22 protein-coding genes are annotated in these 26,102 nt (G+C 66.9%); all 22 read left to right on the top strand.

Annotated features, from left to right (window positions below; translation table 11 throughout):
• The first annotated feature begins 33 nt into the window (after nt 1-33).
• The 22 genes from flhB (at nt 34) to EDF74_RS05780 (ending at nt 26,068) form a co-directional block, all read left to right on the top strand.
• The gene (flhB, locus tag EDF74_RS05885) at nt 34-1,164 is read left to right on the top strand and encodes a flagellar biosynthesis protein FlhB (protein WP_123729191.1); all 1,131 of its coding nucleotides are present in this window, start codon (nt 34-36) and stop codon (nt 1,162-1,164) included.
• Nucleotides 1,161-3,269, top strand: coding sequence for a flagellar biosynthesis protein FlhA (gene flhA / locus EDF74_RS05880; RefSeq protein WP_123729190.1), 2,109 nt, complete (start codon nt 1,161-1,163; stop codon nt 3,267-3,269). Before flhB ends, flhA begins: the two co-directional genes overlap by 4 nt.
• 149 nt (nt 3,270-3,418) lie before the next feature.
• A complete protein-coding gene (flhF, locus tag EDF74_RS05875; RefSeq protein WP_123729726.1) occupies nt 3,419-5,068 on the top strand; it encodes a flagellar biosynthesis protein FlhF in 1,650 nt (549 codons plus the stop codon).
• The gene (locus tag EDF74_RS05870; protein WP_123729189.1) at nt 5,055-5,942 is read left to right on the top strand and encodes a MinD/ParA family ATP-binding protein; all 888 of its coding nucleotides are present in this window, start codon (nt 5,055-5,057) and stop codon (nt 5,940-5,942) included. Before flhF ends, EDF74_RS05870 begins: the two co-directional genes overlap by 14 nt.
• Nucleotides 5,939-6,685: an RNA polymerase sigma factor FliA gene (locus tag EDF74_RS05865; protein WP_123729188.1), complete on the top strand. Its 747-nt coding sequence runs from the start codon at nt 5,939-5,941 to the stop codon at nt 6,683-6,685. Before EDF74_RS05870 ends, EDF74_RS05865 begins: the two co-directional genes overlap by 4 nt.
• Before the next feature lie 16 nt (nt 6,686-6,701).
• Complete coding sequence (cheY, locus tag EDF74_RS05860) at nt 6,702-7,094, top strand: chemotaxis response regulator CheY (protein ID WP_184997074.1); 393 nt, start codon at nt 6,702-6,704, stop codon at nt 7,092-7,094.
• On the top strand, nt 7,094-7,708 hold the full coding sequence (locus EDF74_RS05855) for a protein phosphatase CheZ (RefSeq protein WP_123729187.1): 615 nt from the start codon (nt 7,094-7,096) through the stop codon (nt 7,706-7,708). The genes cheY and EDF74_RS05855 overlap by 1 nt, the downstream gene beginning before the upstream one ends.
• 5 nt (nt 7,709-7,713) lie before the next feature.
• Complete coding sequence (locus tag EDF74_RS05850) at nt 7,714-9,558, top strand: chemotaxis protein CheA (protein ID WP_123729186.1); 1,845 nt, start codon at nt 7,714-7,716, stop codon at nt 9,556-9,558.
• Nucleotides 9,559-9,637: 79 nt separating this feature from the next.
• Complete coding sequence (locus tag EDF74_RS05845; RefSeq protein ID WP_121036725.1) at nt 9,638-10,378, top strand: flagellar motor protein; 741 nt, start codon at nt 9,638-9,640, stop codon at nt 10,376-10,378.
• 1 nt (nt 10,379) lies between these two features.
• A complete protein-coding gene (motD, locus tag EDF74_RS05840) occupies nt 10,380-11,387 on the top strand; it encodes a flagellar motor protein MotD (RefSeq protein ID WP_123729185.1) in 1,008 nt (335 codons plus the stop codon).
• Nucleotides 11,388-11,392: 5 nt separating this feature from the next.
• Nucleotides 11,393-12,175 carry a ParA family protein gene (locus EDF74_RS05835; RefSeq protein ID WP_123729724.1) on the top strand — a complete coding sequence of 261 codons (783 nt, stop codon included), beginning with the start codon at nt 11,393-11,395 and terminating at the stop codon, nt 12,173-12,175.
• Nucleotides 12,172-13,212, top strand: a complete 1,041-nt coding sequence (locus EDF74_RS05830) for a chemotaxis protein CheW (protein ID WP_123729184.1) — start codon at nt 12,172-12,174, stop codon at nt 13,210-13,212. Before EDF74_RS05835 ends, EDF74_RS05830 begins: the two co-directional genes overlap by 4 nt.
• Before the next feature lie 77 nt (nt 13,213-13,289).
• Nucleotides 13,290-13,598: an STAS domain-containing protein gene (locus EDF74_RS05825; protein ID WP_123729183.1), complete on the top strand. Its 309-nt coding sequence runs from the start codon at nt 13,290-13,292 to the stop codon at nt 13,596-13,598.
• Nucleotides 13,595-13,960, top strand: coding sequence for a response regulator (locus EDF74_RS05820; protein ID WP_038688521.1), 366 nt, complete (start codon nt 13,595-13,597; stop codon nt 13,958-13,960). Before EDF74_RS05825 ends, EDF74_RS05820 begins: the two co-directional genes overlap by 4 nt.
• Nucleotides 13,961-14,006: 46 nt before the next feature.
• On the top strand, nt 14,007-15,977 hold the full coding sequence (locus EDF74_RS05815) for a chemotaxis protein CheA (RefSeq protein ID WP_123729182.1): 1,971 nt from the start codon (nt 14,007-14,009) through the stop codon (nt 15,975-15,977).
• 367 nt (nt 15,978-16,344) lie between these two features.
• On the top strand, nt 16,345-18,603 hold the full coding sequence (locus EDF74_RS05810; protein WP_123729181.1) for a methyl-accepting chemotaxis protein: 2,259 nt from the start codon (nt 16,345-16,347) through the stop codon (nt 18,601-18,603).
• 194 nt (nt 18,604-18,797) lie between these two features.
• Nucleotides 18,798-19,274 (top strand): hypothetical protein, encoded by a 477-nt coding sequence (locus tag EDF74_RS05805; protein ID WP_260232187.1) that lies wholly within the window; start codon nt 18,798-18,800, stop codon nt 19,272-19,274.
• Nucleotides 19,275-19,279: 5 nt separating this feature from the next.
• The gene (locus EDF74_RS05800) at nt 19,280-21,463 is read left to right on the top strand and encodes a methyl-accepting chemotaxis protein (protein WP_123729180.1); all 2,184 of its coding nucleotides are present in this window, start codon (nt 19,280-19,282) and stop codon (nt 21,461-21,463) included.
• A gap of 139 nt (nt 21,464-21,602) precedes the next feature.
• Nucleotides 21,603-22,382, top strand: coding sequence for a flagellar brake protein (locus EDF74_RS05795; RefSeq protein WP_123729179.1), 780 nt, complete (start codon nt 21,603-21,605; stop codon nt 22,380-22,382).
• 176 nt (nt 22,383-22,558) lie between these two features.
• Nucleotides 22,559-23,053, top strand: coding sequence for a chemotaxis protein CheW (locus tag EDF74_RS05790; RefSeq protein WP_123729178.1), 495 nt, complete (start codon nt 22,559-22,561; stop codon nt 23,051-23,053).
• 171 nt (nt 23,054-23,224) lie between these two features.
• Nucleotides 23,225-23,608, top strand: a complete 384-nt coding sequence (locus EDF74_RS05785; RefSeq protein WP_123729177.1) for a hypothetical protein — start codon at nt 23,225-23,227, stop codon at nt 23,606-23,608.
• Nucleotides 23,609-23,704: 96 nt separating this feature from the next.
• On the top strand, nt 23,705-26,068 hold the full coding sequence (locus tag EDF74_RS05780) for a methyl-accepting chemotaxis protein (RefSeq protein WP_123729176.1): 2,364 nt from the start codon (nt 23,705-23,707) through the stop codon (nt 26,066-26,068).
• Nucleotides 26,069-26,102: the final 34 nt, after the last annotated feature.

Genomic DNA, 26,102 nt, shown 5'->3' with positions numbered 1-26,102 from the left:
GACCCGGGTATCTCCTCCCGTGTCGTGCCCCTGATGTCCGAGAACGAACAAGCCGGCGAAAAAACCGAATTACCCACCGAAAAGCGTCTGCGCGATGCCCGGGAACAGGGCAATATCCCGCGTTCGCGTGAACTGGCCACGGCGGCCGTGTTCGGTGCCGGTGTTCTGGCGCTGATGGCGTTTTCCGGCACCATCGCCCGCAACACCAAAACCTGGATGCAGTTCGCGCTGAGCCCCGAGCCGGCCCTGTGGCTGCACCCCAAGGCGCTGTTCGGGCATTTCGGCGAGCTGCTGCTGCGCCTGATGCTGGCGATGTGGCCGCTGATCGTGATCTGCCTGCTGGCCAGTTTCCTGTCACCGGTGGTGATGGGCGGGCTGCGCTGGTCGAACAAATCGATGATGCCCGACTTCAAGCGCATGAGCCCGATGGCCGGCATGAAGCGCCTGTACGGCCCGGAAGCGATCGCCGAGTTCACCAAATCCCTGCTGCGCATCGCTTTCGTCGGTACCGCGGCCGGGCTGGTGGTCTGGCACGGCATCCGGCCCCTGCGCGATCTGCTCAACCAGCCGCTGGAAACCGCCATGGTCCACGGCCTGGGCTTCACCCTGAAGCTGATGCTGGCCACCGGCGGCGCGATGATGCTGCTGGCCTTCATCGATGCGCCGTACCAGCGCTGGAACTGGATGCGCAAGCTGAAGATGACCCGTGAAGAGCTGCGCCGGGAAATGAAGGAGAGCGAGGGCAGCCCGGAGGTCAAGGGCCGCATCCGCCAGCTCCAGCAGCAGCTGGCCAACCGCCGGATGATGGAAGCGGTGCCCACCGCCGACGTGGTGGTGGTCAACCCGACCCACTACGCGGTCGCCCTGAAATACGAGGGCGGAAAGATGGGCGCGCCCACCGTGGTGGCGTTGGGCGTGGATGAAACCGCCCTGCGCATCCGTGAAGTGGCCGACGGCAACAAGGTCGCCATCGTCTCCGCCCCGCCTTTGGCACGCGCCTTGTATCGGGAAGGTCAACTTGGAAAGGAAATTCCCGTGAGACTGTATTCGGCCGTGGCCCAGGTCCTCTCCTACGTCTACCAGCTGCGCAGCTGGCACACCGGCCCGATGCCGGCCAGCCCCAGCATCGACATCGATGAATTCGGCAAGGGAGCCCGCTCATGAGCGCACAGCCCGCTGCAGGCGGCATGAACGTCCGCCGCGCCCTGGACATGATCCGCAACGGCCTCGGCGCCCCGCTGATCGTGCTGGCGCTGCTGGCCATGGTGGTCGTCCCGCTGGCCCCGCCGGTGCTCGATGCACTGTTCACCTTCAACATCGCCATCTCGCTGATGGTGCTGCTGGCGGTGGTCTACGTGAAGCGCCCGCTGGACTTCACCATCTTCCCGATCGTGCTGCTGATCACCACCATGCTGCGGCTGGCGCTGAACGTGGCCTCCACCCGCGTGATCCTGCTGCATGGCCAGAACGGCCACGAGGCCGCCGGCAAGGTGATCGCCGCGTTCGGTGAGTTCGTCATCGGCGGCAACTACGCGGTCGGCATCGTGGTGTTCGCGATCCTGACCATCATCAACTTCGTGGTGATCACCAAGGGTGCCGGCCGCGTGTCCGAAGTGACCGCGCGCTTCATCCTGGACGCCATGCCCGGCAAGCAGATGGCCATCGATGCCGACCTCAACGCCGGTTTGCTGACGCGTGAAGAGGCCAAGGCCCGCCGCGAAGAAGTCCGCGAGGAAGCCGACTTCTACGGCGCCATGGACGGCGCGAGCAAGTTCATCCGCGGCGATGCGATCGCCGGCATCCTGATCCTGTTCATCAACTTGATCGGCGGCCTGGCCGTCGGCGTACTCCAGCACGGCATGCCCTTCGGCGATGCCGCGGCCACCTACACCCTGCTCTCCATCGGTGACGGCCTGGTGGCGCAGCTGCCGGCGCTGCTGGTGTCCTCGGCGGTGGCCATGCTGGTGACCCGTGCCTCGCGCTCGCAGGACATGGCCCAGGCCATGATGGGACAGGTGTTCGGCCAGTACCGCGCACTCACCATCGCCGCGGCGATCATGGGCGTGGTCGGCCTGGTGCCGGGTATGCCCAACGTCGCCTTCTTGACGCTGTCGGCGATCCTCGGCGTCGTTGCCTGGAAAGCCTGGAAGAAGAGCGTGGCCGCTGCGCGCGCCGCCGAATCTCCCGCTGCCAATCGTCCCGAAACACTCGGCCTGCCCGGCGCCACTCCCTCGTCCACCGCCGAACTGACCTGGGACGAACTGCGCCCGGTCGATCCGCTCGGCCTGGAGGTCGGCTATCGGCTGATCCCACTGGTCGACAAGAACCAGGGTGGCGAGCTGATGGCGCGGATCAAGGGCGTGCGCCGCAAACTCACCCACGACATCGGCTTCCTGATTCCCTCCGTCCACATCCGCGACAACCTCGAACTGCCCGCCACCGCCTACCGCCTGCTGATCCACGGCGTCCCGGTAGCCACGGCCGAGATCCACCCGGACCGCGAACTCGCGCTGGACCCGGGCAGCGCGCTGGGCACGCTGGAGGGCATTGCCGGCAAGGATCCCGCCTTCGGCCTGGACGCCACCTGGATCCAACCGCACCAGCGCGCCAACGCCGAAACGATGGGCTACACGGTGGTCGATCCGGCCACGGTGGTCGCCACGCATCTGTCGCACCTGATCCGCGAGCACGCCCCGGAACTGCTCGGCCATGAAGAAGTGCAGCAGCTGCTGGCCAACCTGGCCAAGAGCGCACCGAAGCTGGTCGAGGATCTGACACCCAAGTCGCTGCCGCTCTCGGCCGTGGTGCGCGTGCTGCAGAACCTGCTGATCGAACGCATTCCGATCCGCCAGCTGCGCAAGATCGTCGAGTCGCTGGTCGAAAGCGCCCCGACCAGCCAGGACCCGGCGGTGCTGACCGCTGCCGTGCGCAATGCGCTGGGCCGTTTCATCGTGCAGGAGATCGCCGGAATGTCGGCGGAGCTGCCGGTGTTCACCCTCAACCCGCAACTGGAACGCGTCTTGCAGGAGTCCACTCAGGGCAACGGCGCCGCGCTGGAACCCGGACTCGCCGAGCGACTGCATCAAAGCCTGGCCGAATGTGTCGGCAAGCAGGAAGCGAAGAACGAGCCGGCGGTCGTGCTGGTGCCTGGCCCGGTACGTGCCGCGCTGGCACGGCTGGTACGCCACAGCGTCCCCTCGCTGTCCGTACTCGCCTACAGCGAGGTGCCCGAGGACAAACGGTTGAAGCTGGTCGGCACGATCAGTTGAGCCAAGCGCCCGACGGCACCGCGACAGAAAACAGACACCCCACTCGAATTCACCGCAGCAGGAAATAAAGGGAATCCCTGACCGTGCAGACCACCGACAACCAGCGTTTCCCTTCCACCACTCCGCCGCCCCAGTCCCGGTACCACAGCATGAAAATCAAACGCTTCGTCGCCTCCGATATGCGCTCGGCCATGAACCTGGTGCGCAAGGAACACGGTCCTGACGCAGTGATCCTGTCCAACCGCCGGATCGCCGAAGGTGTCGAGATCGTGGCGGCGGCGAACTACGACGAGGGCGCGGTGCAGCGCGCTCTGGAAGCGGCCCGCAAGGATGTCGCCCCGCCGCCGGCCCCGCGTCCGCGCAGCGCCGCCGATGCCGTGATCGCCGCCGTGACCCGCCGCAAGACCCCGGTGGTCACGCCCGAGCCGGTGGCCGCCACCACCTCGGCCGTTGCCGCCCTGGCCCGCGCCGCTGTCGGCGCGACCGGTCGCACGCTCGATACCGCCAACGAAAGCGTGCCCCAGCGCGGCAGCGATGGCTTTGCCGCTACCCTGGCCCGCGCCAGCGTCAGCGCCGCCGTCAACGAACCGTCGCTGCCGGAGCAGATCTTCGCGCCGTTCAATGTCGAGCAGGCTGCTGCGGCCTCGCCCGCCGCACCGGTGGAGGCTGTCGCGGCCCCGGCCCCGATCAACCGCGCCCGTTTCGTGATCGATCCGCCGCTGGACGACGCCGACGAACCGGCACTGCCGGCCGCCGCGGTGCTCGCCCCGGCCGCGATCGTGGCCAGCGCGGTACCGCCGGCACTGCCGCTTCCGGTGACCACCGCGGCCGCCGCCAACGAACCGGCACCGGTCGTGGCCAGCGTGCCGGAGCTGAGCCTGATCCCGCGCGACGACGAAGAACTCCGCCAGTTGCGTCACGAAGTGGCTGGCATGCGCCACGTCATCGAGCGCGAGATGCACCGCTTCACCGACGAACGCCTGCGCGGCTCGCCGGTCCGTGCGGCCGCGTTGGACCTGATGGACGAATACGGCTTCGACGCCGGCATCAGCCGCGACGTGGCCATGCAGATTCCGCTGGACACCGAAGCCCACCGCGGCCGCGGCCTGATGCTCGGCCTGCTCTCCAGGAAGCTGCCGATCGCGCCGGTCGATCCGCTGGAAGCCGGCGGTGTGATCGCCCTGGTCGGCCCCACCGGTGCCGGCAAGACCACCACCATCGCCAAGCTGGCCTCGCGTTTCGCCGAAGCCCATGCCGCCCGCGATGTCGCCCTGGTCACCACCGATACCGGCCGCATCGGCGCCCGCGAACAGCTGTACGGTTTCGGCCGCCAGCTTGGCATCGCGGTTCACGAAGCCAGCAGCGGCAGCGACCTCAACCAGCTGCTGGAGCGCCTGAAGGACTACAAGCTGGTCCTGATCGACACCGCCGGTCTGGGCCCGCGCGACCGTGCACTGGCCGCCCAGCTGCAGTGGCTGCGGGCCGCCGAGCAGATCCGCACCCTGCTGGTGCTGCCGGCCAACACCAGTTTCGGCGACATGGACGAGGTGGTCCGCCGCTTCAGCGCCGCCAACCCCCAGGGCGTGGTGCTCAGCAAGCTGGATGAGACCGGCCGCTTCGGTACCGCCCTGTCGGTGGCCGTCGACCACCGCCTGCCGATCACCTGGATCACCGATGGCCAGGACGTTCCTGAAGACCTGCACCGTGCCAGCGCGGCCAATCTTGTACTTCGCCTTGAAGATTTGCGCCGCGCGGCCGATATGCCCTGCAACCCGGAGTTGAACCATGCCGTCGCGTGAGTACGCCAAGCTGACCCAGACCTTCCCGTTGTCGGCTACCCGAAGCCAGCCGCTGGGCCCGGTCCGCACCATCGCCGTCACCGGCGGCAAGGGCGGCGTGGGCAAAACGAACGTTTCGGCCAATCTGGCCGTGGCGCTTGCCAGCATGGGCAAACGTACCCTGCTGCTGGATGCCGACCTGGCCCTGGCCAACGTCGATGTGATCCTGGGCTTGAAGCCGACCGTGACCCTGGCCGACCTGGTCGCCGGGCGCTGCACGCTGGAGGAGGTCATCATCGAAGGCCCCGGCGGCGTGCTGGTGGTGCCGGCGGCCTCGGGCCGCCGCAACATGGCCGAGCTGCAGCAGGCCGAGCACATCGGCCTGGTCAACGTGTTCTCCGAGCTGGAGCGCGAACTGGACATCATGGTCGTGGACACGGCCGCCGGCATCACCGACGGCGTGCTGACCTTCTGCCAGGCCGCACAGGACACCGTGGTGGTGGTCTGCGACGAGCCGGCCTCGATCACCGATGCCTACGCCCTGATCAAGGTCCTCTCGCGCGAACGCGGCGTGGACCGTATCCAGGTGGTCGCCAACATGGTGCGCGACCCGAATGAAGGCCGGGTGCTCTACGAGAAGCTGACCCGCGTCTGCGAGAAGTTCCTGGCCGATGTGTCGCTCAACTACCTGGGCTGTGTGCCACAGGACGACTGGCTCCGCCTGTCGGTCCAGCGCCAGCAGCCGGTGGTGAAGGCCTACCCGTCCAGCCCGTCGGCGCTGGCATTGACCGAGATCGCACGCCGTACCGCACGCTGGCAGGCCCCGACCGAGCCGCGGGGTGGTGTCGAGTTCTTCCTGGAACGCATCCTCAAGCAACGCGGGGTGACCGCATGAAAGGCGCCGCACAATACAAAGAGGTCCAGCGGGTCGCAGCCAACGAGTGCATTGCCCAGCACTCGGACCTGGTCCGCCGCATCGCCCACCATCTGGCGGCACGTCTGCCCGCCAGCGTGGAGGTCGACGACCTGATCCAGGCCGGCATGATGGGCCTGATCGAAGCGTCGCGCAGCTATGACGCCGACCAGGGCGCCTCGTTCGAGACCTATGCCTCGATCCGCATCCGTGGCTCGATGATCGATGAGATCCGCCGCGGCGACTGGGTACCGCGCTCGGTGCACCGCCGGGCCCGCGACGCCGCCGCCACCATCCGCCGGCTCGAACAGAGCACCGGCCGTGCCGCCAGCGCCACTGAAGTGGCGGCCGCGATGGACATGCCGCTGCCGGACTATCTGCGCCTGATGGAAGATGCCTCGCGCGGCCAGGTGCTGAGCCTGGAATCACGGATCGAAGACCAGGGCGAACTGGACACCGTCGCCCAGGGCGGCCCGACCCCGCAGCAGGTGCTGGAGCGTGGCGAGTTCGGGCGCGAGCTGGGCAACGCGATCGGGCTGCTGCCCGAGCGCGAACAGCTGGTCCTGTCGCTGTATTACGAGCAGGAACTGAACCTGAAAGAGATCGGCGCCGTGTTGGGCGTCAGCGAATCGCGCGTGTGCCAGATCCATGGCCAGGCCGTGCTGCGCCTGCGTGGCCGACTGAAAATCTTCGAGGCGGCCGACGCCGGCCTCGAGAACCATTAAGACCGAGGAAAGAGCTTTGGACAAGAACATGCGTATCCTGATCGTCGACGATTTTTCGACCATGCGTCGTATCGTCAAGAACCTGCTGGGCGATCTGGGCTTCACCAACACGGCCGAAGCCGAGGACGGGCATGCCGCGCTGATGCTGTTGCAGAGCCAGCCGTTCGATTTCGTGGTCACCGACTGGAACATGCCGGTGATGACGGGCATCGACCTGCTCAAGGCCATCCGCGCCGACGCCAAGCTCAAGACGCTGCCGGTGTTGATGGTGACCGCCGAAGCCAAGCGCGAGCAGATCATCGAAGCCGCCCAGAACGGCGTCAACGGCTACATCATCAAGCCGTTCACCGCCCAGACCCTGGAAGAAAAGCTCGGCAAGATCTTCGAGCGTCTGGCGGCGAGCGCCTGATGGAAACCCTGAGCGACAAATCAGCGCTGGTGCAGCGCCTGCAGGATGCGCTGGCCGCGCTGGAATCGGGCAACGAAGCCGAATGGCGTCGGGAAATCGACGCACTCGCTGCGCTGCGCACCCAGCCGATGATGGTCGGGTTGAACCGGCTCGCCCGCGAACTGGGCCAGGCACTGGGCGAGCTGCCCAGCCTGCCCAGCGAGGCCGGCGAACTGGACGACGCCTGCGCGCGTCTGGATCACGTGGTGGCGATGACCGAACAGGCCACCCACCGCACCCTGGACCTGGCCGAAGAATGCCGCACGCTCACCGAGCAGCTGCGCGCCAATGGCTTGACGGCCGACCAGGACCAGCAGCTGGACCGCATCCGCCACAACCTGACCGAGATCGCGCTCACCCAGAGCTATCAGGATCTCACCGGGCAGATCATCCGCCGCGTGGTGGGCATCGTGCGTCGCGTGCATGAGGGCTTCAGTGCCCTGGGCCTGCCGCCGCAGGACGACACCGCGCACAAGCGCGACAACGGCCTGGCCGGCCCGGCCGTGACCGGTCTGGACCGCCACCAGGTTTCACAGGTCGACGCTGACGACCTGCTCTCCGATTTGGGACTTTAACGATCATGAGTGCTGTTCCAGAGGATATCGCTGCCGACTTCATCCTCGAGGCCCAGGAGATCCTGGATCGCCTCGGCGAACAGCTGGTGTCGCTGGAGCAGGCGCCCCAGGACGGTGACCAGCTCAACGCCGTGTTCCGCGGGTTCCACACGCTCAAGGGCGGCGCGGGCTTCCTCGGCATCCAGGCGATGGTCGAGCTGTGCCACGCCGCCGAGGAAACCCTCGGCATGGCCCGCTCGGGCCAGGCCACGCTGCAGGCCCATCACTTCGATGCCGCCCAGCAGTCGCTGGACTACCTGCAATCGATGCTGGATTCGGTCTCGGCCGGCACCGAGCCGGGCTATGCCCCGCCCGAGCTGATCGCACAGTTCGACGTGAACGGGCCGGCGACCCCGGCGGCTGCCACCAGCGCCGCGGCCGGCGCCAGCAGTGGTGAGCTGATCACCGACGATGAATTCGAAGCGCTGCTCGACCAGTTGCATGGCGGTGCCGCACCGACCGTGGTCGCCGTCAAGAAAGACGACGGCATGATCAGCGAAGACGAGTTCGAATCGCTGCTCGACCAGCTGCACGGCGGCGCGGCACCCGGTGCCAAGGCCGTGGCCGTCGCATCGGCCCCGGCCCCGGCGCCGCGTGCCGTGGCCGCACCGGCCGCATCGGCGGCCAGCAAGCCCGCGCCCAACAAGCCGGTCGCCGAGGCCGAGCACACCGTGCGCGTGGACACCAAGCGCCTGGATGCGATCGTCAATCTGATCGGCGAGCTGGTGCTCTCGCGCAACCGGCTCAAGACGCTGCGTGCGCGCCTGCACGATGAAGAACTGGACCGGGCCGTCTCCACGCTGGACATCGCCACCGCACGCCTGCAGTCGGCGGTCATGCGCACCCGCATGCAACCAGTCGGCAAGGTGTTCTCCCGCTTCCCCAAGGTGGCCCGCGATGTTGCGCGCTCGCTGAAGAAGGAAGTGGAGCTGGAACTGATCGGCGCGGAAACCGAGCTGGACCGCAACCTGGTCGAAGCGCTGGCCGATCCGCTGGTCCACCTGGTCCGCAACGCCATCGATCACGGCGTGGAGATGCCGGAGCTGCGTGAAGCACAGGGCAAGCCGCGCAGCGGCCACGTGCGCCTGTCCGCGCAGCAGGAAGGCGACTACGTCAGCATCGAAGTGCAGGACGACGGCGCGGGTATCGACCCGGAACGTCTGCGCCAGAAGGCGCGCGAGAAGGGCCTGATCGATCCGGAAGCCGCGGCCCGCCTGAGCAGCGAGGAATGCCTGCACCTGGTGTTCCTGCCGGGTTTCTCGACCAAGCAGCAGGTGACCGACATCTCCGGCCGCGGCGTGGGCATGGACGTGGTCCAGTCGCGCATCCGCGAGCTCAGCGGCCAGATCCAGATCCAGTCCGAACTGGGCCGTGGCAGCCGCTTCATGATCCGCGTGCCGCTCACCCTGGCGATCCTGCCGACCCTGCTGGTGCAGGCCGGCGAGGACGTCTACGCCCTGCCCCTGGCGCGCGTGATGGAGGTGCTGCATGCCCCCAACACCTCCTTGGGCTGGTTCGACGGCCGCGCCGTGCTGGACCGCAAATCGCACACGCTGGCCCTGGTGGATCTGCGTCACTGGCTGGATGTGGAGCCGATGCCGTCCTCGCTGCTGACCATCGTGGTGCTGCAGGCCGGTGAAGCCCGCTTCGGCCTGGTGGTCGACCAGGTCCGCGGCCGCGAGGAAGTGGTGATCAAGCCACTGCCCAAGGCCCTGCGCGGACTGCGTGGCTATGCCGGTGCAACCCTCATCGGTGATGGCCGCATGGCGCTGATCCTGGACGTGGACGGGCTGCGCACCCACCACGATTGACCGCGTGAACGTGTGACCGCCGCATCACTGGATTCCTTCGGCGTCTCAAGTCCCATTCACACAAGCCGATAACGGACCCATGGACAGACTCAGCCTCATTGGACTTTTCCTCGCGCTGGCCTCACTGGTCGGCGGCAGCATCCTCAAGGGAGCCGGTCTGGCGTCGCTGTGGTCGCCGGCCGCCTTCGTGATCGTCATCGTCGGCACCATCGCCTCGATCCTGCTGCACACCTCGCCGGCGGTGTTCAAACACGCCTTCAAGATCGTGAAGTGGGTGATCCTGCCGCCGAGCAGCGACCGCCGCCACCTGATCCAGCAGATCGTGGAGTGGAGCAACATCGCCCGCCGCCAGGGCCTGCTGGGCCTGGAGGCCCAGGTCGACGCCCAGGACGATCCGTTCCTGCGCAAGGGCCTGCAGCTGCTCGTGGATGGCGTGGAGCCGGAGACCATCCGGCACATGATGGAAATCGAGCTGAGCAGCCAGGAGAGCCAGGACCTGGCCGCCTCCAAGGTGTTCGAGGGCATGGGCATCTATGCGCCGACGCTGGGCATCATCGGCGCCGTGCTCGGCCTGATCGCGGTGATGAAGAACCTCGCCGACCCGAGCAAGCTCGGCCACGGCATCGCGGCGGCGTTCACCGCCACCATCTACGGCATCGCCTCGGCCAACCTGCTGTTCCTGCCGGTCTCGGCCAAGCTCAAGAGTGTGATCCACCACAACAGCCGCGACCGCGAGATGATCATCGAAGGGCTGATCTCCATCGCCCAGGGTGAAAACCCGCGCAACATCGAAACCAACCTGTCCGGGTTCCTGCACTGACATGGCCCGCCGCAAGCACCACGAAGAACATGCCAACCATGAGGCCTGGGCGATCCCCTACGCCGACCTCATGACGCTGCTGCTCGCCTTCTTCGTGGTGATGTACGCCATCTCCTCGCTCAACGAGGGCAAGTACCGGATCATGGCCGATGCGTTGACCACCGCCTTCGGTGGCGCGCCGCGCACCATCAACCCGGTGCAGGTCGGCAACCAGCAGGTCCAGGGCGGCGGCTGGGACAGCCCCTCGGTGATCAAGGCCGGCACCAAGGTCGGCCCGTCCGCGCCGGCGCCGAGCAACGACCCCACCCTGCTGCCGGCGATGGCCTCGCAGATGCGCATGCCCGTCTCCATGCGCAACCAGGAACAGCTGCAGCGCGCCGAGCGCCAGCTCAACGGCATCGCCGACAAGCTCACCGCCACCCTGGCCCCGCTGATCGAGCGCGGCATGATCACCGTGCGCCGTACCGAGCTGTGGATCGAGGTGGAGATCAACAGCGACATCCTGTTCCCGACCGCCTCGGCGACGCTGGACGTGCACGCACGCGACACCCTCTCCACGCTCGCCCAGGTGCTGCGCGATGCGCCCAACGGCGTGCGCGTGGAAGGCCACACCGACAACATTCCGATCGCCACCTCGCTGTTCCCCTCCAACTGGGAACTGTCCGCCGCGCGTGCGGCCAGCGTGGTGCATCTGTTCGCCGACCAGGGCCTGCAGCCGGCGCGGCTGGCGATGGTCGGGTACGGCCAGTTCCGCCCGCGCGAAAGCAATGCCAGCGCCGAAGGCCGCAACCGCAATCGGCGGGTGATGGTGATCATCCTCGCCGACACCGCCGCGAGCGTCGATCCGATCACCGACCGGCTCAGTGCCGATGCCGAGGCGGTCGACACCGCCGCAGCACCCAGCGCCACCCGTACCGCCCCTGTTACCCCCATCGCACCGGTGCAGTTGCCACCGGTGCCGGCCGGCAGCCGTGTTGGCGCCGCCGTTCCGTCTGCAATGAAGGAGTGAACCGCATGCGTATCTGGGCTGTTGCCAATCAGAAAGGCGGCGTGGGCAAGACCACCACGACGCTCGCGCTCGGCCGTGGTCTGGCCACGCAGGGCCACCGCGTGCTGCTGATCGATCTGGATCCGCATTCGTCGCTCACCCGGGCCTTCGGCGTGCCGCTGGATCCACCGCCGCAGGGTGTCCTGGAGCTGTTCGGCGCCCCGCCGGCCGAGCTGATCACCCTGGCCCATCACAGCAGCATTCCCGGCTTGGACTACGTGTGCGCGCAGGCGGCACTGGCCACGCTGGAGCGCCGCAGTGCGAACCAGCCAGGCCTCGGCCTGGCGCTGCAGAACGCACTCGCCCGCCACCAGGGCCAGCACGACTACATCCTGCTCGACTGCGCCCCCACCCTGGGCCTGCTGATGATCAACGCACTGGCCGCGGCCGACCGCCTGATCATCCCGACCCAGGCCGAACCGCTGGCGCTGCATGGCCTGGACGGCATGGTCCGAACCGGCGAGATGGTCGAGCGCTCGCGCCGCCGTCCGCTGCCGATGTCGATCCTGCCGACCCTGTTCGACCGCCGCACCCGCGCCGGTAACGAAACCGTCAAGCTGATGCAGGACAAGCACGGCCAGCGTGTCTGGGAAGATGCGATTCCGGTCGACACCCGCATCTGCAATGCCGCCAGCCTGACCGTGCCGCCGCAGTCCGAGGATTATCCGGGGCGCGGCCTGGCCGCCTATCGGCGCGCGCTGGAATGGATCCTGGCCGACGACGCGCAGCAGATGGAGCGCGCGGCATGAACACTGCCGGCGTACTGGATGATTACCTGGAGCAACTGCTCGGCGACGCCGTTCCGGCACCGGCGGATGCACCGGCCCCGGTGGCGACCCTCGATGCAGGCACGACGCCGGGCGTCGACGCCGATGCCGTTGTCACCGACACGATGCCCGCTGCCGTGCTCGACGACCTGCTCGACGAGGTCCGCAATGACCCCTCACTGAGCGGCGCGATGACGCTGGCAGAAGATGAACAGCGCCCCAGTTGGGACGACCTGCCAGCGGAGGTCGTGTACGAAACCGGGCCGGTGATCGCACCTGCTGCAGTGCCCGCCCCTGGCTTCGAGGACCTGCTGGACGAAGTCCGCAACGACCCGTCATTGAGCGGCCTGATGACCGTCGACGCGGACGTGGTGCCCTCCGCGCCCGCACCACCGCCGGCTCCCGCACCCGAGCCCGAGCCCGCCCCTGCCGCCCCACCGGCTCCGGCCGCCCGCGCCATGCCCGCCATGCCACTGGCCCCCAGCATCCGCGCCAAGACACCTACGTTGGCCCAGAGCCGGCCCGGCAGCTGGGAAGAACTGCAGCGCCAGGCCCGCGATCCCGCCTCCAGCCCACGCGAGAACCGGCGTGCCAGCGAGCGCACCTCGCGCTGGCTGCGCCTGCGCTGCGGTGTCCAGGCGTATGCGCTGGAGCTGCTCAAGGTCCAGGAAGTGGTGCTCCCGGTGCCGCTGCTGCCGTTGCGCGGCACGTCGCCAGCAATGCTGGGCATCATGAATCTGCGCGGCCAGGTCGTGCCGGTGATGGACCTGGGCATCCACCTGGGCAGTGGGCCGGCCGACAACGATCCGAACACGCGCATCGTCGTGCTGGAAGAGAACGGTGAAACCATGGGTCTGCGTGTCTCGGCCGTGGAAGACGTCGCCAACCTCACCGACTCCCAGATCGAGCCGCCCGATACCGCCCGCATCTGCCAGATTTCCAACGACCTGTTCCGCGGCGTCGCGCGGGTCAGCGCCCAGCCGATGATCCTGCTGGATGCGACGCAGCTGTTGAACTGACCGGGAACCGGCGCCTCCCCTAAAGCTTTGTTGGTTTAGGCCGTTATAGACCTCGGAACCGTTTGTCCGGAGCAAAGATGAGCACTGTCGCACTGGGTGATGATCTCGGTATCGAGACCAGCACCGAGCTCAAAACACGTTTGGCCCCCCTGGTGGACCAGGAAGGCGATCTGACGCTGGATGCCAGCCAGGTCGGCCGTATCCATACCGCCTCGGTGCAGGTGCTGTGCGCATTCGTCGAGGCCCGCCGCAAGGCCGGGCATCCCACCGGATTCCACGGTTGCACCGCAACCTTCCGTGATGCCGCGCGTCTGCTCGGCGTCACCCAGGCCCTCGGCCTGGAAGCACCCCATGACAACCTGAAATCTGTGGAGAACGCTGCATGAGCGCACGTATCTTGGTGGTGGACGATTCGGCGTCGATGCGCCAGATGGTCTCTTTCGCCCTCACCTCGGCCGGTTTTTCCGTCGAAGAAGCCGAGGACGGCGCCGTCGCGCTGGGCCGTGCGAAGGGCCAGCGCTTCAACGCGGTGGTGACCGACGTCAACATGCCCAACATGGATGGCATTTCGCTGATCCGCGAACTGCGCCAGCTGCCGGACTACAAGTTCACCCCGATGCTGATGCTGACCACCGAATCGGCGGCCGACAAGAAGTCCGAAGGCAAGGCCGCCGGCGCAACGGGTTGGCTGGTCAAGCCGTTCAACCCGGAACAGCTGGTCGCCACCGTCCAGAAAGTCCTGGGCTGAGCCTCGCTCCACCCTTCCCTCCCCTCGCAACTGGACACCCCGCACCATGAGCATGGATCTGCAACGTTTCCACGCCACTTTCTTCGAAGAGAGCCGCGAGGGGCTGGACGCGATGGAAGCTGGCCTGCTGGCGCTTGAATCGGGCCAGCAGGACCCGGAAATCATCAACTCGGTGTTCCGCGCTGCGCACTCGATCAAGGGCGGTGCCGGCACCTTCGGCTTCGACGCGATCGCCTCGCTGACGCATGTGCTGGAAACGCTGCTGGACGAACTGCGCGCCGGCAAGCGCGCGCTGGAGCCGGCCGCGGTCGACGCGATGCTGGCTTCCGTGGATGTCCTGCGCGCGTTGCTGCGTGAAGCCGAACACGGCCAACCGGCCGACCCGCAGTCCGTCGCCGACATCAAGGCGCGTCTGGAAGCGGTACTGACCGGCCAGGCCGCCACGGCCGCACCGGTGGCCGCGGCCAAGGTCGATGACACGCCCGAAGCGTGGCAGATCGGTTTCGTGCCGGCGCCGTCGCTGTTCATGAGCGGCAACGACCCGCTGCGCATCATCCGCGAGCTCGAACACCTGGGCTCGCTGCAGGTCGCCGCCCGCATGGAGCGCCTGCCCGGCTTCGATCAGCTCGACCCGCTCGAGGCCCACCTCGCGTGGGATCTGGGCCTGGTCGGCAAGGTCCCGCGCAGCAAGATCGAAGATACCTTTGCCTGGGTCGTGGACGATTGCGAACTGGACATCCGTCCGGCCGCACCGCCGAGCCTGGCCACCAGCGCACCGGTCGAGGCCAAGCCTGCTGCACCCGCAGCACAGGCCGCCGCAGCCGCTGCGCCTGCCGCGGCCCACGAAGCGGAAACCTCGATCCGCGTCAGCGTGGACAAGGTCGATGCACTGATCAACCTGGTCGGCGAACTGGTCATCACCCAGGCCATGCTCAAGCAGGTCTCGCATGCACTGGATCCGGCGCAGGCCGAGCAGTTGCTGACCGGCCTGGACCTGCTGGAGCGCAACACGCGCGATCTGCAGGAAGCAGTCATTGGCGTGCGCATGCTGCCAGTGGACGCGGTGTTCCGCCGCTTCCCGCGCCTGGTCCGCGATCTGTCCTCGCGCCTGGGCAAGCACGTGCGTCTGCGCACCATCGGCGAAGGCACCGAGCTGGACAAGGGCCTGATCGAAAAGATCGCCGATCCACTGGTGCACCTGGTCCGCAACTCGATCGATCACGGCCTGGAAATGCCGGACGTGCGTCGTGAGGCGGGCAAGGACGAAACCGGCACGATCACGCTGGCGGCCTCGCACCAGGGCGGTCACATCGTCATCGAAGTCAGCGACGACGGCCGCGGTCTGAACCGCGACAAGATCCTGTCCAAGGCGCTTGAGCGTGGCCTGAGCGTGCCGGACAACCCCACTGATTCGCAGGTGTGGGACCTGATCTTCCAGCCGGGCTTCTCCACCGCCGATGCCGTCACGGATCTGTCGGGGCGTGGCGTGGGCATGGACGTGGTCCGCCGCAACATCCAGGCCCTGGGTGGTGAAGTCCAGCTGGAAAGCCAGGCCGGCAACGGCACCCGCGTGCTGATCCGCCTGCCGCTGACCCTGGCCATCCTCGACGGGATGACCGTCTCGGTCGCCGGTGAAACCCTGATCCTGCCCCTGGCCTATGTGCTGGAAGCCCTGCAGCCGAAGGGCGACGACATCCGCACCATGGCCGGCGAAGGTCGCGTGCTGCGGGTCCGTGGCGAGTATCTGCCGATCCTCTCGCTCAGCGATTACTACGGCTACGGCGGTCATTCCCAGGTAGAACCCCTGGTGGTGGTCGTCGAAGGCGATGGCCAGAAGATCGCGCTGGAAGTGGACGAGCTGGTCGGCCAGCAGCAGGTCGTGGTCAAGAACATCGAGAACAACTACCGCCGCATCAGCGGCGTCTCCGGCGCCACCATCCTCGGCGATGGCCGCGTGGCGTTGATCGTTGACATCGGCGGTCTGGTGCGCTCGCTGAAGGTGCCACAGGCGGCCTGACCGCCCCTGCCATACGCTGCCTCCTGACGCCGCCGCTCCCCCGGAGTGGCGGCGTTTTTGCGCGCCTACGCGATCCCGGACGCATCCCGGCGCAACTGTGAACTTCGTCGGCACCCGGCGTCCCTGCGACCGCCTGCGACCGCCTCAGACAGCACGCACCGCCGCGAAACGCCCGTTTTTGATCGAGCTCACAGAAAAAATGTGAACTCAATGTGACGGGCGCTATTAAGTTGTCGCGCTGCAACGCCGTTATCGGCAATAGCGACACCGATAGATGTCGCGCAGCGGTCGCCTCACCTTTCCCCACCACGCCATCTCGCCCAGTTCCCCACGGCTGCGCGCCTACGCCCTGCCCGGAGTTCCCATCATGAAGTGGTTCCACGATCTACCCATCGCCCGAAAGCTCACCGTGGGGTTCGCCCTCACCACGCTGATGACCCTGGCGCTGGGCACCTTTGCCCTGGTGCGCCTGGGTGAGGCCAATGAACAGCTGCGTGCGATGAGCACCAACGACATTCCGTCGGTGCAGCACCTGGGCGAAATCCGCGCCCAGCTCGGTGAATTCCGCACCTACGAAATGGCACAGCTGACCGTGCTCGACAAGCCGGAGTCGGTCGCCGACTACGACAAGCGCATGGAAACCACGGGCAAAGTGGTCCACGACGAGATGGCTGCCTACGCCGCCCTGCCGGCCGAGCCGAAGGAACGTGAGCTTTACGAAGTCGTCGCCGCACGCAATGCGGACTACTTCAAGGCGAACGCAGCGATCAAGCAGGCCATCGCGGCCGGCGACAACGCTGGTGCGCAGCAGATCTCCGATGAGCAGTCGCGTCCCGCTCGCCGTGCACTGTTCGCTGCCATGAAGGAACTGGGCGAGTACAGCAACGGCGTGATTGCACGCCGCGTGGAGCGTGCCAACACCATCCACCAGAACAGCGTCTACGCGATCATCGCCTGTATGGTGCTGCTGGCATTGCTGGCCGCTGCCATGGGCGTGGTCATCGCCCGCGCCATCACCCGCCCGCTGGCCCAGGCCGTGCACGCGATCCAGTCGGTGTCGCGTGGCGATCTGTCGGTCAACATCCAGTCCACCAGCAAGGACGAAGCCGGCAAGATGCTGGCCGCCACCCGCGATATGACCGTGATGCTGCGCCGCTTCTCAGTGGAAACCCAGCGCATGGCCGAGATGCATGCCGGCCCGGACATGAGCCACCGCATTCCGCAGGACTTCCCGGGGGTGTACGGGGAACTGGCCGTGGGCATCAACACGATGATCTTCGAGCATCTGGACGCGATCACCGATGCCATCGCCGTGCTCAACCAGTACGCCAGCGGTGATCTCTCGCAGAACGCCCGTCGTCTGCCGGGCAGCCGCGCGATCCTGCATGAATCGATGGATGCCGCCAAGGCCAGCCTGCTGGCGATCAACACGCAGATCCAATCCCTGGCCCAGGCCGCTGCGTCGGGCGACTTCACCCAGCGTGGCGACGCGATGCGCTTCGAGCATGACTTCCGGGTCATGATCGAAAACCTCAACACGATGATGGAAGTGGCCGACGGCAACCTGTCCCAGCTTTCGCATCTGCTGCAGTCGATCGCCAATGGTGACCTGACCGCGCGCATGCACGGCGAGTTCCACGGCGTCTTCGCCAGCATGCGTGACGATGCCAACTCCACCGTTGCCCAGCTGACCCAGATCGTCGGTCGCATCCAGCAGGCCTCGTCGAGCATCAGCACCGCCGCCGGCGAGATCGCCTCGGGCAACAACGACCTGTCGCGCCGTACCGAGCAGCAGGCCGCCAACCTGGAAGAGACCGCTGCCTCGATGGAGGAACTCACCTCCACCGTGCGCCAGAACGCCGAGCACGCACGCCAGGCCAACCAGCTGGCCATCGGTGCGCATTCGGTCGCCTCGCAGGGCGGTGATGTGGTCGGTCGCGTGGTCAGCACCATGCACGAGATCGACGCGTCCTCGCGTCGTATCGCCGACATCATCACCGTGATCGACGGCATCGCCTTCCAGACCAACATCCTGGCGCTCAACGCTGCGGTCGAAGCCGCCCGCGCCGGTGAGCAGGGCCGTGGTTTCGCGGTCGTCGCCTCCGAAGTGCGCACCCTGGCCCAGCGTTCGGCCGGTGCCGCCAAGGAGATCAAGGGTCTGATCGATGAGTCCGTCGGCAAGGTGGCCGAAGGCTCGCAGCTGGTCAACCAGGCCGGTGCCACCATGGGCGAGATCGTCGCCTCGGTGCAGCGCGTGACCGACATCATGGCCGAGATCTCCGCCGCCTCGCAGGAACAGTCTGCCGGTATCGAGCAGGTCAACCAGACCGTGGTGCAGATGGACGAAACCACCCAGCAGAACGCCGCGCTGGTGGAAGAAGCCACCGCCGCTGCCCGCGCGATGGAAGAGCAGGCCGGCGACCTCACCGATGCCGTCGCGCTGTTCAAGCTCGACAGCCGCGCGGGCGTGACACCGGTGCCAGCTGCGCGTGCAGCCGTTGCGCGCGCCTCCGCCGCACCGGCACCGCGTGCCGCCGCTCCGGCCAAGCCGAGCAGCGCTGCCGCGCGTCGGCCCATGACCCGCGAACCGGCGATGGTCAACGACAGCGAGTGGCAGGAATTCTGATCCTGCCCCGCGGTCGCCACCAATGACACGACGACACCCCGCTCCGGCGGGGTGTCGTCGTTCTGGCCGCCGGCAGGCCACCGATACGGTCATCTTCCTTACCGAATTCAGCACAATGATGGCGGCCAACCATCAAGTTCGCGGCGGTTCGCGCCGCTATCGGCTCTATCGAGTTGCGCAGGGATGCCAGCAGCATGAACACCGCGATGACACCGGTATTTCACCCCCCGCAGATCACGACCCCACGCGCCGTGGCGGGCCTGCTCCTGCTCTCACTCTGGCTGGGCTGGGTGCTGCCGGCGCTGTTGCGCTCGCTGCCCACGCCACCACAGGCGATGACCGCCGAGCAGATCCTGGACAGCCTCGGTGGACCGGTCCCTGCTGTCGGCACGCCGATTCTCCTGCTGGCCGCCGGGCACTGTCCGTGCGCAGCAGCGGCCGTCGCCCAGCCGGCGCTGCACGTCATCGACCGTCGTGACCTCGCTGCCGCACTGCCCTATGCCTGGGTGGTGCTGGATGCCTCCCGTCGCCTTGTCTATGCCGGGCCCGCGCAGCTCGATCTCGGCTGCGGCGGTCGCTCGCCCTCGGCCGCGCCCCTTATCCAGCAGTTGCTTGCCCATCCGCAGGCCCCTCTCATTATTCCCTCCCCCTGCTCATGCCCACAGGAGTGACCCGCATGTCCGCCCACACAACTACCCTCTCGTCGATGGTAGGTCACGAGAAGGTCCCGTACCTGCAGGTCATGGCGGCCGAGGCCGATCGTCTGTTCCTGATGGTGACCGCACTGCTGTCGCTCGCCTCCGTGGTGCTGGCCTTCCGCAGCGGCTTATGGACGCCCTTCCTGGCCATCACCCTGCCCAGCCTGGTGCTGGTCGCCCTGCAGACCCGCTGGCTGCCGGGTACGCGCCTGTCGCGCTGCACCGTCGCGCTGGCGTGGATGGTGCTGGCCGCCACCTTGATCCACCAGACCCACGGCATGCTGGAAACGCACTTCACGGTGATCGTATTGATCGCCCTGCTGCTGTATTACCGCGATTGGCTGCCGATCGTGGTCGCGGCTGCCGCCATCGCCGTGCATCACCTGCTGTTTTTCTACCTGCAGTCACGGGGCACGCCGACGCCCGTGTTCGCTGCCGGCAGCGGCTTCGGCGTGGTCGTGCTGCACGCCACCTACGTCATCGTGGAAACCGCCCTGCTCAGCGCCATGGCAGTGCAGATGCGGCGCCAGCTGCTGCTGATCGGCCACGACCCGCGCGCGCTGGCCGCCATGGCACGCGGGGTGGTCAATGACCAGCCGCTGCCGGCCGGGGTACATCCCGACGACTTCCCCGCTGATTCGCTCGCGCACACCCTGGTCCAGACCAGCCAGCAACTGCTGGATCGCCGCCAACGCGAACAGGCCAGCCTTGCCGACACCCTGCGTATCCGCACCGCGCTGGATGACGTCACCACCCACGTCATGATCGCCGACCGCGACCGCAACATCGTGTTCGTCAATCGCCCACTGCAACACATGCTCAGCGGTGTCGAGCAGGATCTGCGCCGCGACCTGCCGCAGTTCAACGCCCGCGATCTGATCGGGCGCAACATCGATATCTTCCACCGCCACCCCGCCCACCAGGCCAAGCTGCTCGATACGCTGGAGGGCACCTACCGCGCCCAGATCCGTATCGGCGGCCGCGTGATGCGCCTGATCGTCAACCCGATCATCGGCAGCGGCGGCCAGCGCCAGGGCTTCGTGGTGGAATGGGCCGACCGCACCACCGAACTGCAGGTGGAAGAGGAACTGGGCCGCATCGTGCACGCCGCCGCCAACGGCGACTTCGCCAGCCGCGTCGAGACCGCCGGCAAGGAGGGCTTCTTCCTGCAGCTGGCCGAGCACCTCAACGGCCTGCTGGATGCCAACGCGAGCAGCATCGAACAGATCTCACAGCTTCTCTCCGCGCTGTCGCGGGGCGATCTCACCACGCGCATGGAGGGCGACTTCCACGGGGTGTTCGCACGCATCCAGGACGATGCCAACGCCACGATCGACCAGCTGACCGGCATCGTGTCCAGCATCCAGTCGGCGTCCAGCAGCCTCAGCGCGGCGGCGAGCGGCATGTCCGAAGGCAACGGCCGTCTTTCCAGCCGCACCGAGCAGCAGGCCGCCAGCCTGGAAGAAACTGCCGCCACGATGGAAGAACTCACCGCCACCGTGCGCCAGAATGCCGAGCATGCCCGCCAGGCCAATCGACTGGCCAGTGGTGCGTCGGAGGTCGCTTCGCAGGGCGGTGAGGTGGTCGGCGAAGTCATCCGCACCATGAGCGGCATCCAGGCCTCCTCCCGCCGCATCGCCGACATCATCTCGGTGATCGATGGCATCGCGTTCCAGACCAACATCCTGGCCCTCAACGCCGCAGTGGAAGCTGCCCGCGCCGGTGAGCAGGGCCGCGGCTTCGCCGTCGTCGCCACCGAAGTGCGCACCCTGGCCCAGCGCTCGGCCGACGCCGCCAAGGAGATCAAGACGCTGATCGACGACTCGGTCGGCAAGGTGGCCCATGGCAGCCAGCTGGTCGATCGTGCCGGGGCCACCATGGGCGATATCGTCACTGCCGTGCGCCAGGTCAACGACATCATGGGCGAGATCTCCGCCGCCTCGCAGGAACAGTCGATGGGCATCGAACAGGTCAACCAGAGCATCGCGCAGATGGACGTCAACACCCGCCAGAACGCCGCACTGGTGGAAGAGTCCATGACGGCCACGCACGGCATGGAGCATCAGGCCGGGCTGCTGGCCGACGGGGTGGCGCGCTTCCACCTGGACGACGGCCAGACCTCGGTGCTGCAACGTATCCGCCAGATTGCCAGCGCCAACTGATGGCCCCGGGCGCGCCGGCCACGCGCCGGTGCGTCGGTCTCCTGGGCATCTGACCCTACATAATTGTGACCCGCTGCCGATAAACGGACTGAGCCCTGGCATCTGCGGATGTCGTCACCCGCCCAACTCAGCAGATTCCATGTCCGAAGGCAGCCTCGACGCACACGACCCCTCCCATGCCGCGCACGACGACGGTACGGACGACCGCTACCTGGTCCGCAACCCTCGCCAGATCCGGCAGTTGCTGCAGGCGCTGATCGACCAGCGTTCGTTGATCAACGCCCATCTGGGAGGGCGCGACCAATCCTTCCCGACGGCCGTTCTGGAGCTGGACGAGGACGACGACTGGCTGCTGCTCGACGGCAGCCCGTCCGAACCGGCCAACCGCGCCGCGGAAGACGCCGGCCACCTGCTCTGCTTCGCCCAGCTGGACCGGGTGATGGTCCGTTTCCGGCTCGATGGACTGGAGCGTACCCAGAACGACGGCCACGTGGCCTTCCGCGTGCCGTTCCCGGACGAGCTGGTCCACCTGCAGCGCCGCGAGCTGTACCGTCTCGAGACGCCGATCACCGATTCGCCGCACCTGAAGTTCCCGATCAATGAAGACCGCAGCGAGACCCTCCACCTGCGCGTGGTGGACATCAGCGGCGGGGGTCTGGCGGTCACGGTGCCGGTCGACTGCAACGTCTTCTCGCTGCAGAAGCGGTATGCCGCCCAGCTGGACTTGCCGGACAGCAGCCCACTGCAGATCTCGCTGGTCGTGTGCAATCAGCTGGCCGTCAAGCTGCCCAATGGCATCGAGATGAAGCGCATCGGCATGCGTTTCGATGACCTTCCGCGCGGCGGTGACAGCGCGATCCAGCGCTATATCTTCCGCATCGACCGACAGCGTAGTGCCCGGAAAAACGGGGAGATTTGACGGCCGCTGAGCTCCAGTTGCTGTTGCTTCTGCTGTTGCTTCTGCTGTTGCCCCAGCCGTTGAGCCACTCAACGTAGTCTGGAGACAGATCTCCTCCCCTAAAGTCGCCCGCAACGAGGCCGATATCCAGCGTGAAGCCGGTTTTTTGACCGCCACGCCCGACCCAGGACCCCTCGATGAACGACAAGAACACCACCGCTGCCAGCGACGGCGGCGAATACCTCAGCTTCACCCTCGGCGCCGAGCACTACGGCGTGGACATCCTCAAAGTCCAGGAAATCCGCGGCTACGACTCCGTCACCCGCGTCCCCGATGCCCCCGACTACATCAAGGGCGTGATCAACCTGCGCGGCACCATCGTCCCGGTCATCGACCTGCGCCTGAAACTGCGCCTGGAAAATGCCACCTACGACGCCTTCACCGTCATGATCGTCCTCAACGTCGAAGACCGCGTCGTCGGCATCGTCGTGGACAGCGTCTCCGACGTCATCCCGCTGGCCGCCGACCAGATCCGCCCGACCCCCGAGTTCGGCGCTGCTGTCGATACCCGCTTCATCTCGGGCATCGGTACCCAGGACGACCGCATGCTCATCCTGCTCGACATCGAAACCCTGCTCGACAGCGCCGACATGGGCCAGACCCATCTGGTCGTTGACGACGTCGCAGCCTGAGACGTCTGTCACAAAAAAGAGCGCTTCTACCCGCGTTTGCAAACGCAACGCGGGTCACGGAGAAAAAGTGCTTCAGTTCCACGATAGCCGGCCGATAGCTGGATTCAGGACCCGGCTGCACTGGATTGCCCACGGCCGGGCCACTTGCCCATATCCCCGGAGAATTTCCCGATGAAGTCCCTGCTTGCCCTGTTCTCGGTCGCTGTGATCGCCACCTCCGCGTCCTCCGCGTTTGCCCAGTCCAACGAGATGATCCCGCCGGAAATGGCCCCGCGCTCGGTCGGCAAGGACGGCATGGTCTGCGGCAAGGTCGAAAAGGCCCGCTACGCCGAAGGCTCCGAAGGCCAGCCGACCTTCCTGTACATGGGCGGCGCCTTCCCGCGCCACACCTTCTCGGCCCGCATCGCCGGCGCCAACCGTGACAAGTTCAGCTTCCCGCTGGAATCGCTGGAAGGCAAGACCGTCTGCGTGATCGGCAAGATCGCCCGCGATGCCTCGCGCGCTGAAATCGAAGTCAGCTCGCCGTCCAGCCTGAAGCTGGCCAACATCAAGTAATCCCCCGTACGCCCTGCCACGCCGGCACTGGCCGGCGTGGTCGCTGCAACCGGTCACGTCGGCCGGACGCGTTTGCCACTGGAGACCGCACCTGCCATGCCGTGGATCAACAACCTCAAACTGATGCCCAAGTTGATGCTGACTTTCGGCGTCCTCCTGCTGGTGATGCTGCTGCAGGGCATCGTGGCCTACCGTGGCCTCCACTCACTCAACAACGTCACCACCGAGCTGGCCGGACACCGGATGGACAGCATCCGCATGGCCGGTGAAATGCGCGGCATGGTCGGTGAGTACCGCAACTCCGCGTACCAGGGCCTCATCCGCGCCAGCGATGACGTCAAGGCTGAAGCCAAGAGCCGCGCTGCGGACCTGCGCACCCAGATCGACGCCTCGATCAAAAAATACCCCGAGCTGATCGACAATCCCCAGCAGAAGAAGCTGTTCGACACCTTCGCCAAGGATTGGGCCGATTCGCTGGCGTCCTACGACGCCGTCACCGAAATGCTCGAGCTGGACCTGCCCGACGATGCCGTGGACACCTTTGTCGGTGAAACCCGCGCCAAGCACCGCAAGGCGTCCTCCGCGCTCGAAGCACTGATCGCCGAAGACAACCGCCTCTCGCGCGCCTCGCGCGAAGAAGCCGAATCCACCTACGCCGCCTCGGCCATGCTGACCGTCATCACCCTGCTCGGCGGCGCCGCCCTGGGCCTGGTGCTGGTGTATCTGTTCGCCCGTTCGCTGGTGGGCAGCATGCGCGGTGCCGTCTCGGTCGCCAACGATGTCGCCAGCGGCAAGCTGGACGGCCACATCGATGTGAGCCGCAAGGACGAAGTGGGCGACCTGCTGCAGGCCATGCAGCGCATGCAGCGCGACCTGCGCGAGCGCACCGAGACCGACCAGGCCGTGGCGCGCGAGAACCTGCGCATCCGGACCGCGCTGGACTACAGCTCCACCGGCGTGTGCCTGACCGACGGCGAGATGAAGATCGTCTATACCAACCGTGCCCTGCAGCAGACGCTCAGCCAGCACGCCGACGAGCTGCACAAAGACCTGCCGGACTTCGACCCGGCCACCGTGCTGGTCGGCAAGTCCGTCCTCGTCCTGGAAAAGAACAACCGCGCCGACGATCGTTTCATGAGCCAGCTGGAACAGCATGGTGTCGCGCATCGCCAGCTGCAGTTCGGCCAGGCGCAGTTCGCGCAGTCGGTGACCTCCATCTTCAACGAACAGGGCGAGACCGTCGGCCACGTCGCCGAGTGGCGTGACCGCACCCCGGAAGCCCTGGTCGAAGCCGAAGTCGCCCGCGTCATCGCGCAGGCAGCGGCAGGCGATCTGTCCGGCCGTATCGTCAGCGAGGGCAAGGACGGCTTCTTCCTGCAGCTGGCCCAGCAGATCAACGGCCTGCTGGACGCCAACTCGGCGAGCATCGAGCAGGTGTCCAACCTGCTGACCGCGCTGTCCCAGGGCGACCTGAGCGTGCGCATGCACGGCGACTTCCAGGGCGTGTTCGCCCGGATGCGCGACGATGCCAACGCGACCGCCGAGCAGCTCAGCAGCATCGTCACCCGCATCAAGGACTCCAGCCAGGCCATCAGCTCGGCCGCCAGCGAAATCGCTACTGGCAACAGCGACCTGTCGCGTCGTACCGAGCAGCAGGCAGCGAACCTGGAAGAGACCGCCGCCTCGATGGAGGAACTCACCTCCACCGTGCGCCAGAACGCCGAGCACGCCCGCCAGGCCAACCAGCTCGCCATTGGCGCACACAGCGTTGCCTCGCAGGGCGGTGACGTGGTCGGCCAGGTCGTGACCACCATGAGCGCGATCCAGATCTCGTCCAAGAAGATCGCCGAGATCATCTCGGTCATCGACGGCATCGCCTTCCAGACCAACATCCTGGCGCTCAACGCTGCGGTCGAAGCCGCCCGCGCCGGCGAGCAGGGCCGCGGTTTCGCGGTCGTCGCCTCCGAAGTGCGCACCCTGGCCCAGCGTTCGGCCGGTGCCGCCAAGGAGATCAAGGGCCTGATCGACGATTCCGTCAGCAAGGTCAACGACGGTTCGGCACTGGTGCAGAAAGCTGGCGCCACCATGGGCGAGATCGTCGCCTCGGTGCAGCGCGTGACCGACATCATGGCCGAGATCTCCGCCGCCTCGCAGGAGCAGTCGGCCGGTATCGAACAGGTCAACCAGACCGTGGTGCAGATGGACGAAACCACCCAGCAGAATGCGGCGCTGGTGGAAGAAGCCACCGCCGCTGCCCGCGCGATGGAAGAGCAGGCCGGCCACCTCACCGATGCCGTGTCCATTTTCAAGCTGGACGAGCATGCGCTGGCGCCTGCACCGGTCGTGGCTGCCGCCGCACCGCGCACCGCCCGCGCACCGGTCGCCGCCGCCCCGGCCCGTCGCCCGGCCTCGCGCCCGGTCGCCACCGAACTGGCCGACGGCGACTGGCAGGAATTCTGATTTCCTGACGCACAGCCGTGTCACACAAAGGCCC

This window comes from Stenotrophomonas rhizophila (assembly GCF_003751305.1).
In the GTDB taxonomy this organism is placed as follows: Bacteria; Pseudomonadota; Gammaproteobacteria; order Xanthomonadales; family Xanthomonadaceae; genus Stenotrophomonas; species Stenotrophomonas rhizophila_B.
This window is presented reverse-complemented; position numbering and strand designations above follow the sequence as displayed.

Coding starts and splice junctions, on each gene's coding strand:
- flhB (WP_123729191.1), top strand. CDS start 34: ATGTCCGAGAACGAACAAGCCGGCGAAAAAACCGAATTACCCACCGAA.
- flhA (WP_123729190.1), top strand. CDS start 1,161: ATGAGCGCACAGCCCGCTGCAGGCGGCATGAACGTCCGCCGCGCCCTG.
- flhF (WP_123729726.1), top strand. CDS start 3,419: ATGAAAATCAAACGCTTCGTCGCCTCCGATATGCGCTCGGCCATGAAC.
- EDF74_RS05870 (WP_123729189.1), top strand. CDS start 5,055: ATGCCGTCGCGTGAGTACGCCAAGCTGACCCAGACCTTCCCGTTGTCG.
- EDF74_RS05865 (WP_123729188.1), top strand. CDS start 5,939: ATGAAAGGCGCCGCACAATACAAAGAGGTCCAGCGGGTCGCAGCCAAC.
- EDF74_RS05855 (WP_123729187.1), top strand. CDS start 7,094: ATGGAAACCCTGAGCGACAAATCAGCGCTGGTGCAGCGCCTGCAGGAT.
- EDF74_RS05850 (WP_123729186.1), top strand. CDS start 7,714: ATGAGTGCTGTTCCAGAGGATATCGCTGCCGACTTCATCCTCGAGGCC.
- EDF74_RS05845 (WP_121036725.1), top strand. CDS start 9,638: ATGGACAGACTCAGCCTCATTGGACTTTTCCTCGCGCTGGCCTCACTG.
- motD (WP_123729185.1), top strand. CDS start 10,380: ATGGCCCGCCGCAAGCACCACGAAGAACATGCCAACCATGAGGCCTGG.
- EDF74_RS05835 (WP_123729724.1), top strand. CDS start 11,393: ATGCGTATCTGGGCTGTTGCCAATCAGAAAGGCGGCGTGGGCAAGACC.
- EDF74_RS05830 (WP_123729184.1), top strand. CDS start 12,172: ATGAACACTGCCGGCGTACTGGATGATTACCTGGAGCAACTGCTCGGC.
- EDF74_RS05825 (WP_123729183.1), top strand. CDS start 13,290: ATGAGCACTGTCGCACTGGGTGATGATCTCGGTATCGAGACCAGCACC.
- EDF74_RS05820 (WP_038688521.1), top strand. CDS start 13,595: ATGAGCGCACGTATCTTGGTGGTGGACGATTCGGCGTCGATGCGCCAG.
- EDF74_RS05815 (WP_123729182.1), top strand. CDS start 14,007: ATGAGCATGGATCTGCAACGTTTCCACGCCACTTTCTTCGAAGAGAGC.
- EDF74_RS05810 (WP_123729181.1), top strand. CDS start 16,345: ATGAAGTGGTTCCACGATCTACCCATCGCCCGAAAGCTCACCGTGGGG.
- EDF74_RS05805 (WP_260232187.1), top strand. CDS start 18,798: ATGAACACCGCGATGACACCGGTATTTCACCCCCCGCAGATCACGACC.
- EDF74_RS05800 (WP_123729180.1), top strand. CDS start 19,280: ATGTCCGCCCACACAACTACCCTCTCGTCGATGGTAGGTCACGAGAAG.
- EDF74_RS05795 (WP_123729179.1), top strand. CDS start 21,603: ATGTCCGAAGGCAGCCTCGACGCACACGACCCCTCCCATGCCGCGCAC.
- EDF74_RS05790 (WP_123729178.1), top strand. CDS start 22,559: ATGAACGACAAGAACACCACCGCTGCCAGCGACGGCGGCGAATACCTC.
- EDF74_RS05785 (WP_123729177.1), top strand. CDS start 23,225: ATGAAGTCCCTGCTTGCCCTGTTCTCGGTCGCTGTGATCGCCACCTCC.
- EDF74_RS05780 (WP_123729176.1), top strand. CDS start 23,705: ATGCCGTGGATCAACAACCTCAAACTGATGCCCAAGTTGATGCTGACT.